The 13,528-nt window shown below is 56.9% G+C and carries 11 protein-coding genes; 9 read left to right on the forward strand and 2 right to left on the reverse strand.

Features of this window, described 5'->3' with window-relative positions; all coding sequences use genetic code 11:
* Positions 1 to 85 precede the first annotated feature (85 nt).
* Positions 86 to 928: an NADPH-dependent 7-cyano-7-deazaguanine reductase QueF gene (gene queF / locus IM273_RS01415; RefSeq protein ID WP_193050586.1), complete on the reverse strand. Its 843-nt coding sequence runs from the start codon at positions 926 to 928 to the stop codon at positions 86 to 88.
* Positions 929 to 997: 69 nt separating this feature from the next.
* Here queF and syd point away from each other — a divergent pair, with 69 nt between their 5' ends.
* From syd to IM273_RS01455, 8 genes are all read left to right on the forward strand, one after another.
* Positions 998 to 1,543 (forward strand): SecY-interacting protein, encoded by a 546-nt coding sequence (gene syd, locus IM273_RS01420; protein WP_063943196.1) that lies wholly within the window; start codon positions 998 to 1,000, stop codon positions 1,541 to 1,543.
* 630 nt (positions 1,544 to 2,173) lie between these two features.
* Positions 2,174 to 2,503 (forward strand): YqcC family protein, encoded by a 330-nt coding sequence (locus tag IM273_RS01425; RefSeq protein WP_028014265.1) that lies wholly within the window; start codon positions 2,174 to 2,176, stop codon positions 2,501 to 2,503.
* Positions 2,500 to 3,276 (forward strand): tRNA pseudouridine(65) synthase TruC, encoded by a 777-nt coding sequence (gene truC, locus IM273_RS01430; protein ID WP_045261316.1) that lies wholly within the window; start codon positions 2,500 to 2,502, stop codon positions 3,274 to 3,276. The genes IM273_RS01425 and truC overlap by 4 nt, the downstream gene beginning before the upstream one ends.
* A 24-nt stretch (positions 3,277 to 3,300) precedes the next feature.
* Positions 3,301 to 3,750, forward strand: a complete 450-nt coding sequence (locus IM273_RS01435) for a flavodoxin (RefSeq protein ID WP_193050584.1) — start codon at positions 3,301 to 3,303, stop codon at positions 3,748 to 3,750.
* A 292-nt stretch (positions 3,751 to 4,042) separates the two neighbouring features.
* Positions 4,043 to 5,398 carry a galactarate/glucarate/glycerate transporter GudP gene (gudP, locus tag IM273_RS01440; RefSeq protein WP_041908405.1) on the forward strand — a complete coding sequence of 452 codons (1,356 nt, stop codon included), beginning with the start codon at positions 4,043 to 4,045 and terminating at the stop codon, positions 5,396 to 5,398.
* Positions 5,398 to 6,738, forward strand: a complete 1,341-nt coding sequence (locus tag IM273_RS01445) for an enolase C-terminal domain-like protein (protein WP_063155170.1) — start codon at positions 5,398 to 5,400, stop codon at positions 6,736 to 6,738. The genes gudP and IM273_RS01445 overlap by 1 nt, the downstream gene beginning before the upstream one ends.
* 15 nt (positions 6,739 to 6,753) lie before the next feature.
* On the forward strand, positions 6,754 to 8,091 hold the full coding sequence (gudD, locus tag IM273_RS01450; RefSeq protein WP_045261271.1) for a glucarate dehydratase: 1,338 nt from the start codon (positions 6,754 to 6,756) through the stop codon (positions 8,089 to 8,091).
* A gap of 77 nt (positions 8,092 to 8,168) precedes the next feature.
* On the forward strand, positions 8,169 to 9,308 hold the full coding sequence (locus IM273_RS01455) for a glycerate kinase (protein ID WP_193050582.1): 1,140 nt from the start codon (positions 8,169 to 8,171) through the stop codon (positions 9,306 to 9,308).
* Positions 9,309 to 9,394: 86 nt separating this feature from the next.
* Here IM273_RS01455 and barA read toward each other — a convergent pair whose 3' ends face one another.
* Positions 9,395 to 12,154 (reverse strand): two-component sensor histidine kinase BarA, encoded by a 2,760-nt coding sequence (gene barA / locus IM273_RS01460; protein WP_126326398.1) that lies wholly within the window; start codon positions 12,152 to 12,154, stop codon positions 9,395 to 9,397.
* 57 nt (positions 12,155 to 12,211) lie between these two features.
* Here barA and rlmD point away from each other — a divergent pair, with 57 nt between their 5' ends.
* Positions 12,212 to 13,510 (forward strand): 23S rRNA (uracil(1939)-C(5))-methyltransferase RlmD, encoded by a 1,299-nt coding sequence (gene rlmD / locus IM273_RS01465; RefSeq protein WP_193050580.1) that lies wholly within the window; start codon positions 12,212 to 12,214, stop codon positions 13,508 to 13,510.
* Positions 13,511 to 13,528 lie beyond the last annotated feature (18 nt).

A 13,528-nucleotide genomic window follows, 5' to 3' on the forward strand; every position in this document is an offset into this window, starting at 1 on the left:
TTCCCTTTGATTACAATAGCTCTGGCGCGTGACGTTTCACAACACTTCGGCGGAATACCGCACGCATATTGTGAAAATATTTATATTATTGACGCACCAGACGGCCCGTTGCTGGCACAAAATCGGTGTTGGTGCGCCACGGGTTAATGTCCAGCCCGCCACGGCGGGTATAGCGCGCGTAAACGCTCAGTTTCTCCGGCTGGCAGAAACGCTGAATATCGTTAAAAATACGCTCCACGCACTGCTCGTGAAATTCGTTGTGATGGCGGAACGACACCAGATAGCGCAGCAGTTTTTCCCGGTCAATTTTCGGGCCTCGGTACTGGATCTGCACCGAACCCCAGTCCGGCTGGTGGGTAATCAGGCAGTTGGACTTCAGCAAATGGCTGACCAGCGTCTCTTCAACCACTTTTCCGCCCGCCGCGTTTTCGAGGTAATCGGTGCTGAATTCATAATTCTCCACCTCGATGTCCTGATCGTCGATGCAGGTTCCGTGGAAATGGGCAATGGGCTGTCCTTCCAGCTCGTGCAGGCGGTATAACGAGACGGACACGTTCCCCTGCGCGCAGGCGGCTAAATCCCGCTCCAGCGTTTGCTGAACCTCGTCCCAGCTGTTGAATCGGGTCTGGTTGAAGCTGTTGAGATAGAGCTTAAAGCTTTTGGATTCCACCAGGTTCACGCTGGCATAGTCCAGCTCAACGTGGCCCACGGCCACCTGCGGCAGACCGCGCGCGTTAAGCCAGGAGAGTTCGTACAGCGTCCAGATATCGCCGCCGACAAACGGCAACGCGTCCGCATGCAGTCCAAGAGGATCGCGGTTCAGGCTGCGCGGCACGCCCTGCAGCAGGCTTGCATCGTAGGTATCGCGGTAATCGGTTGATTTACCCAGCGTTAGGCCGGTTAACGCCTGATGATTTTCGTAAGACATGTTTCATAGCCACTTTACAGGTACACTTATGGGCAGAGTTTATCCTGTCTTACAAGAAGAGAGAAATCAGTGGACATCGAAACTGCAAATGCCCTTACTACCTTCACAACCCGCTATTGCGACGCGTGGCATGAAAAGCACGGAACATGGCCGCAAAGCGCTGATTTATATGGCGTGCCGTCGCCGTGCATTATCTCTTCGCAGGATGACTATGTTATCTGGCAGCCGAAGCCCAATACCGCTGAGCAAAATGTAAATGCGGTTGAACGGGCTATGGACCTTGTGGTACAACCAGCGGTTCACGCGTTTTATGCCACGCAGTTTGCAGGGGATATGCCCGCGCACTTGGGTGATTTGACGCTGACGCTGTTGCAGACCTGGAGCGAAGACGATCTGCAGCGTGTTCAGGAAAACCTGATTGGTCATCTGGTCACGCAAAAACGCCTTAAGCTTTCTCCGACGCTCTTTATTGCCACGCTGGACAGCGAACTGGATGTGATATCCGTCTGCAACCTGTCCGGGGAAGTGATTAAAGAGACCATCGGTACCCGCAATCGCGAAACGCTCGCCCCCTCTCTTGCGGATTTCCTTACCCGGCTTGAGCCACTTCTGTAATCCATGATGCTACGACGCGTGTGAGAGATCTCTTACAAGGTTTGTGAGAGATCGCTGGATCATTCAGTATTGCCTTATTTAATTCAGATTAATATCACTCTGTTTTTCAAAGAATTAGTTGTTCATCGCATCTTTTTTAGGGATTTCTTACGGCTTACAGTGCTGCAAGGGTGGGTTGTAAGACGAAGCGGAATAGCGGATTCTATCTCCGTCGACAGGATGCCGACACGAGAAACGAACATCAGGATGATGGCGTTTCTTACTCAGGACACGTCAGGATGGCGCTGCAGGAAGGCTTCAGGATGAAGCAAAAGGATAACGCAGGACGCGTAAGGGACACCTCCAGGAAGGAGAACGAGAACCGAACAGGATGGTCGGTGGGTCAGGAAGGCCAGGACGTTTCAGGATGAAACAAACACGTCAGGAAGATGTGTGCAGGATGCAAAAGGTATAAGGATGACCAGGCCTTCGGGCATCAGGAAAAGTTGTCACGGAAGAGCAGGGAGCACGAATTGTAGCTGGAATGCTGCGAAACGAACCGGGAGCACTGTTTTTACAGTGCTCCCTTTTTTATTTCTGTCTTCCGCAATGCTATGCTGCGCGCCGTTCACTTTTTCAGTTGAGGTTACTATGACGCAACACGATAGCGTTCGTGCTCAGTTGCACGCCATCGAAGCCCTTTTGCGCCAGCATCAGCTGTGGCAGGAGACCGCGCCGAATCCGGAAGCGTTTGCCAGTACCCAGCCATTCTGCCTGGATACGCTGGCACCGTTCGAGTGGCTCCAGTGGGTATTAATTCCGCGCATGCACGCGCTGCTGGAAGGCGGCCACCCTTTGCCGCAGGCGTTCGCCGTTTCTCCCTACTATGAAATGGCGCTTGAGGCGACGCACCCTGCGCGCGATGTGATGCTGGTTGAGCTGGAAAAACTGGACGCCCTGTTTGCCGGTGAAGAGGCATGACGCTGGAAATCCTCTATCAGGACGAGTGGCTGGTGGCGGTGAATAAACCGTCTGGCTGGCTGGTGCACCGCAGCTGGCTGGATCGCGATGAGAAAGTGGTGGTGATGCAAACCGTGCGCGACCAGATTGGTCAGCATGTGTTTACCGCGCACCGCCTCGACAGACCGACTTCTGGCGTCCTGCTGATGGGGCTTTCCAGCGAGGCGGGCCGCCTGCTGGCGCAGCAGTTCGAACAGCACCAGATCCAGAAGCGCTACCACGCGATCGTTCGTGGCTGGCTGACCGAATCCGCCACGCTGGACTATCCGCTGGTGGAGGAGCTGGACAAAATCGCCGATAAATTTGCCCGCGATGACAAAGGCCCGCAGCCCGCGGTGACGGATTATCGCGGCATGGCGACAACGGAAATGCCGGTAGCAACCAGCAAATTCCCCACCACACGCTACAGCCTGGTTGAGCTTTTGCCCAAAACCGGACGCAAGCACCAGCTTCGCCGTCATCTTGCGCACCTGCGCCACCCGATTATTGGCGACAGCAAGCACGGCGATCTGCGCCAGAACCGCAGCGCGGCAGAGCATTTTGGCTGTAACAGACTGATGCTGCACGCCAGCGAGCTTAGCCTGATTCACCCGTTTACCGGTGAACCACTGATTATTCGTGCCGGGCTGGACGACGTCTGGATGCAGGCGCTGTCACAGTTTGGCTGGCGGGGACAACTCCCCGAAAATGAAAGGGTTGAGTTTGTATCAGGCAACGTTCAGGATGAACGGTAAGCGCAATAATTACGGGAGCAAAGCATGGCTGAAGTAGGCATTTTTGTCGGCACAATGTACGGCAACTCGCTGCTGGTAGCAGAAGAGGCTGAGGCGATTTTGACAAGCCAGGGCCATAAAACCACGGTCTATGAAGACCCGGAACTGGCGGACTGGGAAAAGTATAAAGATAAATACATTCTGGTAGTGACCTCCACCACCGGTCAGGGCGATCTCCCGGACAGCATCGTGCCGCTTTTCCAGGGCATTAAAGATCGGCTTGGCTACCAGCCGGACGTCCACTACGGCATTATTGCCCTCGGCGATAGCTCTTACGCCAACTTCTGCGGCGGCGGCAAGCAGTTCGATGCGCTTCTTCAGGAACAGAGCGCCCAGCGCGTCGGCGAGATGCTGTTGATTGATGCCGGTGAGCATCCTGAACCCGAAAGCGAGTCGAACCCGTGGGTTGAACACTGGGCAACGCTTCTTAAATAGTTTCGTAGGCCGGGTAAGGCGTAGCCGCCACCCGGCAACAAAGCCGCATCAAATCCTCAATTCCGTGAAGTATCTTCCACTGCTTTGGGCTTATGCCTCAAACCACGTTCCCCACACTCCTCAATGTTGTGTTTCTGCACGGTGAGCGAACCTGTCACTCCTTCATATACTTTTCCGGTCACAATAAAACGGCTCCAGGCCGTACTAAAACGACAAAACTTATCTCATTCTGATTACCCTACCGGTGCTGTACAGAATGAACAGGCGAAAGCTATGTTTCAGGAGTGCAACAATGAGTACATTAAGCCACGCAGCGAGCAGTGCTGAAAAGCGCACTAACGCCCGCTACTGGATAGTGGTGATGCTGTTTATCGTCACGTCCTTTAACTATGGTGACCGCGCCACGCTGTCGATTGCCGGCTCGGAAATGGCAAAAGACATCGGCCTTGATCCGGTGGGCATGGGTTACGTTTTCTCTGCATTCTCGTGGGCCTACGTCATCGGCCAAATTCCTGGCGGCTGGCTGCTGGACCGTTTTGGCTCTAAACGCGTCTATTTCTGGTCCATCTTTATCTGGTCTGCTTTTACCCTTTTGCAGGGTTTCGTCGATATCTTCAGCGGCTTTGGCATTATCGTGGCGCTCTTTACGCTGCGCTTTCTGGTAGGCCTGGCGGAAGCCCCTTCCTTCCCGGGCAACAGCCGCATTGTCGCGGCCTGGTTTCCTGCGCAGGAGAGGGGAACAGCGGTGGCAATTTTTAACTCCGCCCAGTATTTCGCAACGGTGATCTTTGCACCCATTATGGGCTGGCTGACGCATGAGGTGGGCTGGTCGCACGTCTTCTTCTTTATGGGCGGGCTTGGGATCGTCATCAGCTTTATCTGGCTGAAAGTGATCCACGAACCGAATCAGCACCCTGGCGTGAACAAGAAGGAGCTGGAATACATTGCTGAGGGCGGGGCGCTGATCAATATGGATCAGAAATCTGACAAAGCAAAAGTCCCCTTCAGCCAGAAATGGGCGCAGATCAAGCAGCTCGTCGGCTCGCGCATGATGATCGGTATCTATCTCGGTCAGTACTGTATCAACGCCTTAACTTACTTCTTTATCACCTGGTTCCCGGTTTATCTGGTGCAGGCGCGCGGCATGTCGATCCTCAAAGCGGGGTTTGTTGCCTCGGTCCCGGCAATCTGCGGCTTCATCGGCGGCGTGCTTGGCGGGGTCATTTCCGACTGGCTGATGCGCCGCACGGGTTCGCTGAACATCGCGCGTAAAACGCCGATTGTGCTCGGCATGCTGCTTTCCATGACCATGGTGTTCTGTAACTACGTCAGTGCCGAGTGGATGATTATCGGCTTTATGGCGATGGCCTTCTTCGGCAAAGGGATTGGCGCGCTGGGCTGGGCGGTGATGGCGGATACGGCACCGAAAGAGATCAGCGGCCTGAGCGGCGGTCTGTTCAATATGTTCGGCAACGTTTCCGGGATTGTTACACCTATCGCTATCGGCTACATCGTCGGCACCACGGGGTCTTTCAACGGCGCGCTGATCTACGTTGGTGTGCATGCCCTGGTGGCGGTGCTGAGTTACCTGGTGCTGGTGGGCGATATTAAACGCGTCGAACTTAAACCTGTTGTGGAGCGCGGATGATGACAACACAATCAAGCCCTATCGTCACGGAAATGAAAGTTATCCCGGTGGCCGGTCAGGACAGCATGCTGCTCAATATTGGCGGCGCGCATAACGCATGGTTTACCCGCAATATCGTGGTGCTGACCGATAGCGCAGGCAATACCGGGGTAGGTGAAGCCCCCGGCGGGGAAGTGATCTACCAGACCCTGGTAGAGGCTATTCCACAGGTCGTGGGCCAGGAAGTGGCTCGTCTGAACAAGGTGGTTCAGCGGGTGCATAAGGGCAATCAGTCGGCGGACTTTGATACCTTCGGCAAGGGCGCGTGGACGTTTGAACTGCGCGTCAATGCGGTCGCCGCCCTGGAAGCGGCACTGCTGGATTTACTCGGTAAAGCCCTTAACGTTCCGGTCTGCGAACTGCTGGGGCCGGGCAAACAGCGCGATGCGGTCACCGTGCTGGGCTATCTGTTCTACGTTGGCGATCGCAATAAAACCGATCTCCCCTATCTGGCTCGTTCACCGGGTGACCACGACTGGTATCAGCTGCGCCATCAGGAAGCGCTCTCCAGCGAGACGGTTGTGCGCCTGGCTGAAGCTGCGCAGGATCGCTACGGCTTTAAGGATTTCAAGCTGAAAGGCGGCGTGCTGCCCGGCGAGCAGGAGATTGAAACGGCCCGGGCGCTGAAAAAACGCTTCCCGGAGGCGCGCATCACCGTTGACCCGAACGGCGCCTGGCTGCTGGATGAGGCGATTAGCCTGTGTAAAGGTCTCGGTGACGTGCTGACCTACGCGGAAGACCCGTGCGGCGCCGAGCAGGGCTTCTCTGGCCGCGAGGTGATGGCCGAATTCCGCCGCGCAACCGGGCTGCCGGTTGCGACCAATATGATCGCCACCAACTGGCGCGAAATGGGCCACGCGGTGATGCTGAACGCCGTCGACATTCCGCTGGCAGATCCGCACTTCTGGACGCTCTCCGGCGCGGTGCGCGTGGCGCAGCTGTGCGATGACTGGGGCCTGACCTGGGGCTGCCACTCCAATAACCATTTCGATATCTCGCTGGCGATGTTTACCCACGTTGGCGCGGCGGCGCCGGGTAACCCGACCGCCATCGACACCCACTGGATTTGGCAGGAAGGTGAAGCTCGCCTGACGAAAAATCCGCTGGAGATCAAAAACGGTAAAATTGCCGTACCCGATGCGCCGGGGCTGGGCGTGGAGCTTGACTGGGATCAGGTTCATCAAGCCCATGAGGCGTATAAAAAGCTACCGGGCGGCGCGCGTAACGACGCGGGCCCGATGCAGTACCTTATCCCCGGCTGGACATTTGACCGTAAGCGCCCTGTTTTTGGACGTCACTGATAAAAGGATTACACGATGAGTACTTTTACGACCCCTGTCGTTACCTCCATGCAAATCATTCCGGTCGCAGGTCATGACAGCATGCTGATGAACCTGAGCGGGGCGCATGCGCCGTTCTTCACGCGCAATATTGTCATTATCAAAGACAATGCCGGCCATACCGGCGTGGGTGAAATTCCGGGCGGGGAGAAGATCCGCAAAACGCTGGAGGATGCCATTCCGCTGGTGGTGGGCAAAACGCTGGGTGAGTACAAAAATGTCCTCAACACCGTGCGCAACACCTTTGCCGATCGCGATGCCGGCGGCCGCGGTCTGCAAACCTTCGATTTGCGCACCACTATCCACGTGGTGACCGGCATTGAAGCCGCGATGCTGGATCTGCTGGGCCAGCACCTGGGCGTTAACGTCGCGTCGCTGCTGGGCGAGGGCCAGCAGCGCAGTGAAGTGGAGATGCTCGGCTATCTGTTCTTTGTCGGCGACCGCAAGCTGACGCCGCTGCCGTATCAGAGCCAGCCGGATGAGCAATGTGACTGGTACCGCGTACGTCACGAAGAAGCGATGACCCCGGATGCGGTGGTGCGGCTGGCAGAAGCTGCGTATGAAAAATATGGCTTCAATGATTTCAAACTGAAAGGCGGCGTGCTGGCGGGGGAAGAGGAGGCGGAAGCCATTACCGCGCTGGCAAAACGTTTCCCGCAGGCGCGCGTGACGCTGGATCCGAACGGCGCGTGGTCGCTTGATGAAGCGATCGATATTGGCAAGCAGCTGAAAGGCGTGCTGGCGTACGCGGAAGATCCGTGCGGGGCTGAGCAAGGCTTTTCGGGCCGCGAAGTCATGGCGGAATTCCGTCGCGCTACGGGGCTACCGACCGCGACCAATATGATCGCCACCGACTGGCGTCAGATGGGGCACACGCTCTCTCTGCAATCGGTGGATATCCCGCTGGCGGACCCGCACTTCTGGACAATGCAGGGCTCGGTTCGCGTGGCGCAGATGTGCCACGAGTTTGGCCTGACCTGGGGTTCGCACTCCAACAACCATTTTGACGTGTCGCTGGCGATGTTTACCCACGTTGCCGCCGCCGCGCCGGGCACCATTACCGCTATCGACACGCACTGGATCTGGCAGGAGGGTAACCAGCGCCTCACCAAAGAGCCGTTTGAGATCAAAGGTGGCATGGTGCAGGTGCCGTCCACGCCGGGGTTGGGCGTTGAGCTGGATATGGATCAGGTAATGAAAGCACACGAGCTGTATCAAAAACACGGTCTGGGCGCGCGCGACGACGCGATGGCGATGCAGTACCTGATCCCTGACTGGACATTCGACAATAAACGTCCGTGCATGGTACGATAAACGCATTGGGACCGCTCCCATGAGCGGTTTCCTACGTGGTGTATGCTTAACGTAACGACTATGCGTAAGGATGGCTTATGAAAATTGTTATCGCACCGGACTCGTATAAGGAAAGTTTGAGTGCGCTTGAGGTTGCGACAGCGATCGAGCGCGGTTTTCGCGAGATTTTCCCTGAGGCGGAGTACGTCAAACTGCCGGTCGCTGATGGCGGTGAAGGCACGGTTGAGGCGATGATCGCGGCAACCCGGGGACGCATTGTGCACGTTCCGGTGACCGGTCCGCTGGGCGAGCGCGTGGACGGGTTTTATGGGATATCCGGTGACGAGCAGAGCGCCTTTATTGAAATGGCGGCGGCAAGCGGTCTGGAACTGGTAGCCCCTTCACTGCGTGACCCTCTGAATACGACCTCCTGGGGCACGGGGGAACTTATCCGCCACGCGCTGGATGCGGGCGTTAAGCATATCATCATCGGTATCGGTGGCAGCGCCACCAATGACGGCGGCGCCGGGATGGTGCAGGCGCTGGGGGCGAAGCTGCTGGACGACAATGAACAGCCGCTGGGGCAGGGCGGGGGCGAGCTCGATAAGCTTGCGCGGATCGACCTGAGCGGTCTCGACCAGCGTCTGGCGGAGTGCCGGATAGAAGTCGCCTGCGATGTGACGAATCCGCTCACCGGTAAGGATGGCGCGTCAGCGGTATTTGGCCCGCAAAAGGGCGCCACACCCGAGATGATCGTCACCCTGGACAACGCGCTTGCGCACTATGCGAGAGTCATTGCCCGGGATCTGGACATTGATGTGCTCAACCTTGCTGGCGGCGGTGCGGCGGGTGGCATGGGCGCGGCGCTGTACGCTTTTTGTGGTGCGCAGTTGCGCCAGGGCATTGAGATTGTGACCGATGCGCTACACCTGGCAGACCAGGTGGCCGATGCGGATCTGGTGATCACCGGGGAAGGCCGCATCGACAGCCAGACGATCCACGGCAAAGTGCCGGTAGGGGTGGCGAAAGTGGCGAAACGCTTTAATAAGCCCGTTATCGGCATTGCAGGCAGCCTGACGGCGGATGTTGGCGTGGTACACGATCACGGCTTAGACGCGGTGTTTAGCGTGATCTACACCATCTGCTCGCTGGAGGACGCGCTGGAAAATGCCAGCGCGAATGTCCAGATGGCTGCAAGGAATATCGCGGCGGTGCTGAAAGTAGGGCAGGAATTTTAACTGTGATTGCCGGGTGGTGGCTTCGCCTTACCCGGCCAACGTTAGCGCACCTGTAAGCCCGGTAAGCGTAGCGCCGGGCTTTTACCTCAGCTACCCAACACCTTCATCGCTTCCCGCGTCACGTTATCCATCTCATCCAGCAGTTCCAGGAACTCCGGTTCAAGCTCCGATTCCGGCGTACCCGCGCGCAGCTGCTGCTCCAGCAGCTGGCAGAGGTTTTTCAGCCGCGGTACGCCGCTGTAGCCGCAGCTGCCGTGCAGCTTGTGGATCGCTTCCAGCAGCTCTTCCGGGTTCTCGCCCACCAGCTGTTCTTCAACCTTATTACGGATCTCCGGCAGAAACGCGACCAGCATTTGCAGCATCTCTCGCGCTAAATCGGGTTTCCCTGCCGCCTGGCGCAGCGCCAGCTGCCAGTCAAAGGTCGCATTTTGATTAACGCTTACCTCAACCGGCTCGCTGAAAACCGTATATGTTCCGCCAATGTGCCCCGGCTTATAGCGTAACAGCAGGTTATGAAGCTTCTCTTCGTCGATAGGTTTCGCCAGATAATCATTCATCCCGGCGCTCAGCAGCTTCTCTTTCTGACCGGCCATCGCATGCGCGGTGACCGCAATCACCGGGGTTTGCTGCTGATGCGGGAGCTGGTGGATCAGCTCGCAGGCACGAATGCCATCCATGCCCGGCATCTGAATATCCATCAGAATTAAGTCGAACTGCATCTGTTTAGCCAGTTCAACCGCCTGGGCGCCGCTGGTACACAGCTCAACATGCTGAACCTGGTCTTCCAGCAATACGCCGATTAGCTTCAGGTTTGCCGGATTATCATCCACCGCCATCACGCTCATGGGCAGTTTTTGCTCGTCGTTAATCAACGGCAGTGCGTGCTGGCTAAGACGGCAATACTCCGTGAGGGCGGGCAGCAGGCGGGTCGCGGTGAGTGGTTTAAGCAGGCACGCGGCCGCCCCGTCGTTTTTCAACTCTTCCGCATTAAGCTGGGCGTGGCAGGGCAGCGCCAGCAGCAGATAGTCGGTCATCGACGCGGCTTTCGCCAGCCGCTCCTGCTGCATGGTCAGCTCGCCGGTGAAGGTCACCGGGATCCCCATCAGCAGAATGTCGTAATGATCAACGGCCAGGGCTGAGAAGGTTGGACTGTAAACCACCTCCAGCGGCGTGGTGCTTAAGATATCCAGCGCACACTGGGCCGCTGCCGCGTTAGGCTCGACGTAGGCCAGGCGCTTACCTTTCAGACAGTCCGTCACCGGGCCGTCGGTCAGCACGTTCGGATTGAGGTCGAGATTAATATGGAACCAGAAGGTTGAGCCGCGGTTTGGCTGGCTGTGGAAAGAGATATCGCCGCCCATCTCGTTTACCAGCCTCTGCGTGATCACCAGCCCCAGTCCGGTACCGCCATGGCGGCGGGAAATGCTGGCGTCTGCCTGGCGGAAGGCCTGGAACAGACGCGACTGATCCCGCTCCGGAATGCCGATACCGGTATCGCGGATTTGAACCTCAATCTGCACCTTGTTATTACTGATGGCGCGTTTTTCTACCAGGATGTCGATGTTGCCGCTTTCGGTGAATTTAATGGCATTCCCGACAAGATTGGTAATGACCTGCTGCAGGCGCAGCGGATCGCCAATAACGTTGTCCGGCACGTCGTTTTTAATATTGAGCGTTAGCTCAAGGCCCTTGTCGTGCGACGAGTGCGCGAGCAGCGTCACCACTTCATCGAGCGTACTGCGCAGCGGGAACGGGATGCTCTCCAGAATCAGTTTACCCGCCTCCAGCTTGGAGAAGTCCAGCACGTCGTTAATGATCGCCAGCAGGTTATTGGCCGAACGTTCAATGGTGTGCAGGTGATCGCGCTGAGTTGGGTTGAGCTCGCTTTTCAGGGTCAGGCGGGTAAAGCCGATCACGCCATTGAGCGGCGTACGCAGCTCGTGCGACATATTGGCCAGAAACTCAGACTTGATACGCGCCGCTTCCTGAGCGCGCTTTTTCGCCAGATCCAGCTCAACGTTCTGGATCTCCATCTGCTCCAGCGTTTCGCGCAGGTCAGAGGTGGCCTGGTCAACGTTATGCTGCATCTCTTCGTGATAGGCCGCCAGCGACATCGCCATCGAGTTAATGCCGTTTTTCAGCATATCCAGCTCGCCCAGCATAAACCCTTCCACGCGGCTGTCGAGCTGTCCCCGGCGGATGCGGTCAACGGTATTAACCATGTTGCGGATGGGGCCCGTGACGTCGCGCATCAGACGCCAGCCGAAGATCAGCGCAATACCAATGCAGAACAGCATCATCACGCCGGAGATAAAAATTTCTTTGTACTGCTGCAGCCGTACCGACTTGAGATCCAGCTCAAGCGCTACATATCCCAGCATGTTATTGCTGGATTTGGCATCGGATTGCGCAGACTCATCGGGTGAATAGCTTTCCGACACGATCGGCGTGCGCAGGATCATGATGTCGCCGCGCCGCAACACGGTGAGATGGCGCGGGAAGGGCGTACCGTCAGGGATCCTCAGCGTGGTCGGATCGAGATGAAAGTTTGAGGTGACAAACAGGCGGTTATGTTCGTCGTAGACGGAAATGGCGCGGACGATATCCGAGTGGCGACGGTGAAGCACGCTGATTAACTGCCCAATGGATTCACGGTTTTGCAGGTTCATCCCATACTCGCTTGAGACGGCGAGCGGTTCGATAATGCTGGCGCCCGCGTCCTCCAGCTGTCGCTGCAAATCGTTATAGCGGTGCACTACAAAGAAGATACTCAGCAGCAAACCGATGAGAACGGTGGGGGCGAGGATCAAAATCATCATGCGCGCGCGCAGGCTGTAGTTGGTCATGGCGTTCCGTTATGGGACAATTAAGATAATTATGTTTATGTGAGAAAAATCTCGGCGATGGCGCAATTCTACTCTGCAAAGCGACGCGTGACGACGCGTCAAATCATTACTGTTGAAGCCACGGACCTTGATCCGTTTGGTCAGGGAGTGGCTCGTCACAACGGTAAGACTCTGTTTATAACAGGTTTGCTGCCAGGAGAACGAGCAGAAATTACGCTGACGGAAGACAAGCGTCAGTACGCGCGCGGACAGGTGAAGCGTCGCCTCAACGCGAGCCCGGAGCGCGTGGAGCCCCGCTGTCCCCATTTTGGCGTGTGCGGAGGCTGCCAGCAACAGCATGCGAGCACAGAATTACAGCAAAAAAGTAAAAGCCGCGCGCTGGCGCGCCTCCTTAAACACGAAGTTGACGAGATTATCGCCGATGAGCCCTGGGGCTATCGCCGCCGCGCGCGCCTGAGCCTGAGCTATCAGCCCAAAACGGAGCAGCTGGAGATGGGTTTTCGCAAAGCGGCCTCCAGCGATACTGTTGACGTGAAGCGGTGCCCCATTTTGGTGCCCCATCTTGAGGCGTTACTTCCGGACGTGCACCGCTGTCTTGCATCGCTCGACGGGGTGCGTTCATTGGGCCACGTTGAACTGGTGCTGGCGAACAACGGCCCGCTGATGGTGCTGCGCCACACCGCGCCGCTGTCGAAAAAAGATCGCGAAAAACTGGAACGCTTTTCGCATTCTCATGAGCTTGCGCTTTTCCTCGCGCCGCAAAGCGAGATACTTGAACAGGTATCGGGCGAAGCTCCCTGGTATGCGTCAGACGGGCTACGCTTAACGTTCAGTCCGCGTGATTTTATCCAGGTCAACGACGGCATAAACCAGCAAATGGTGGCGAAGGCCCTGGAATGGCTTGACGTACAGCCCACTGACCGTGTGCTCGATCTGTTCTGCGGCATGGGTAACTTTACCCTGCCGCTGGCGCGCAGAGCGGCAAGCGTGGTCGGGGTGGAAGGCGTTGAGGCGCTGGTGGTCAAAGGTCAGGAAAACGCAGAGCAGAACGGCTTGCAAAATGTGACATTCTTTCATCAAAATCTTGAGGAAGATGTCACTCAACAGCCGTGGGCAAAGCAGGGTTTCGACAAAATCCTGCTCGACCCGGCGCGTGCAGGTGCCCCAGGCGTCATGGCGCATATTATTAAACTCGCGCCCAGGCGCGTGGTCTATGTTTCCTGTAACCCGGCAACGCTTGCCCGTGACAGTGAGGCGTTAAACAGCGCGGGTTACCAGATTCGGCGTCTGGCAATGCTGGACATGTTCCCGCACACTGGACATCTGGAATCGATGGCGTTGTTCGAGCACATCTAATTTGTTTGGCTTGTCGAC

Origin of the sequence: Enterobacter cloacae complex sp. P13B, assembly GCF_014895915.1 — a bacterium.
Taxonomy (GTDB): Bacteria; Pseudomonadota; Gammaproteobacteria; order Enterobacterales; family Enterobacteriaceae; genus Enterobacter; species Enterobacter bugandensis.

What these genes read in the sequence shown, in the direction of transcription:
- IM273_RS01435 (WP_193050584.1), top strand. Translation starts at nt 3,301, where the DNA reads ATGGCTGAAGTAGGCATTTTTGTCGGCACAATGTACGGCAACTCGCTG.
- rlmD (WP_193050580.1), top strand. Translation starts at nt 12,212, where the DNA reads ATGGCGCAATTCTACTCTGCAAAGCGACGCGTGACGACGCGTCAAATC.
- IM273_RS01425 (WP_028014265.1), top strand. Translation starts at nt 2,174, where the DNA reads ATGACGCAACACGATAGCGTTCGTGCTCAGTTGCACGCCATCGAAGCC.
- barA (WP_126326398.1), bottom strand. Translation starts at nt 12,154, where the DNA reads ATGACCAACTACAGCCTGCGCGCGCGCATGATGATTTTGATCCTCGCC.
- queF (WP_193050586.1), bottom strand. Translation starts at nt 928, where the DNA reads ATGTCTTACGAAAATCATCAGGCGTTAACCGGCCTAACGCTGGGTAAA.
- gudP (WP_041908405.1), top strand. Translation starts at nt 4,043, where the DNA reads ATGAGTACATTAAGCCACGCAGCGAGCAGTGCTGAAAAGCGCACTAAC.
- truC (WP_045261316.1), top strand. Translation starts at nt 2,500, where the DNA reads ATGACGCTGGAAATCCTCTATCAGGACGAGTGGCTGGTGGCGGTGAAT.
- IM273_RS01445 (WP_063155170.1), top strand. Translation starts at nt 5,398, where the DNA reads ATGACAACACAATCAAGCCCTATCGTCACGGAAATGAAAGTTATCCCG.
- gudD (WP_045261271.1), top strand. Translation starts at nt 6,754, where the DNA reads ATGAGTACTTTTACGACCCCTGTCGTTACCTCCATGCAAATCATTCCG.
- IM273_RS01455 (WP_193050582.1), top strand. Translation starts at nt 8,169, where the DNA reads ATGAAAATTGTTATCGCACCGGACTCGTATAAGGAAAGTTTGAGTGCG.